This is a genomic window from Pseudoroseomonas cervicalis ATCC 49957 (assembly GCF_000164635.1).
GTDB lineage: Bacteria > Pseudomonadota > Alphaproteobacteria > Acetobacterales > Acetobacteraceae > Pseudoroseomonas > Pseudoroseomonas cervicalis.
Map to the genome: position 1 here is coordinate 1 of NZ_GG771208.1, position 625 is coordinate 625.

Annotated in this window: 1 protein-coding gene; it reads right to left on the bottom strand. The window is 78.4% G+C overall.

Annotation, left to right across the window (positions count from 1 at the left end; all coding sequences use genetic code 11):
* Window positions 1–625, bottom strand: a 625-nt coding sequence (locus HMPREF0731_RS22605; protein ID WP_007006603.1) for a hypothetical protein, incomplete at both ends; no start/stop codon positions are given.

Genomic DNA, 625 nt, shown 5'->3' on the forward strand with positions numbered 1-625 from the left:
GGCGAGACCGGCCTCGCCGCGCAGCGCCACCACCAGCGCCTCGCTGCCGGGCAGGCGGGCGAAGCCGAGCAGCAGCGCCGGCTGCCCCGGCGCTTCGTGGCGCAGGCTGCCCCAGCCCTCGCGGCGCATCCGCTCCAGCACCGGGGCGGGCAGGCGCAGGGCAGGGTCGGCGGGCTCTTCCGGCAGGCGCAGCAGGGTCTCGCCGGCGGGGTCCAGCAGCAGGATCTGCTCCGCCGCGACCGGCGACAGGATGGCCTGCCGGAAGCCGCTGCGGTCGAGCGCCGCGACCAGGCTGCGCCCCGGCAGGCCCGGCAGCGCCTGGCGCAACAGCAGGCCGCCGAGCGGCCCGGAATCGCCACGCTGCAGGCCGGGCGAGGCGGCGTCGCGCAGCGGGAGCGGCAGGTCCAGCGTCTCCAGCACCGGCTGGCTGGCGCAGAGCAGGCGGCCGGTCGAGTCGGCCAGTGCCAGCCAGTGCAGCAACCCGGCCTCCTCCGCCTGGCTGTCGCGTACCGCCTGGCACAGCGCCGCCTCGCTGCGATGTGTCAGGCTCAGCCCGGCCAGCAGGGTGTTGGCGCGCAGCAGCGGCGCCGCCTGGTCCTGCGCGCTGCGCAGCGCCAGCCCGGCC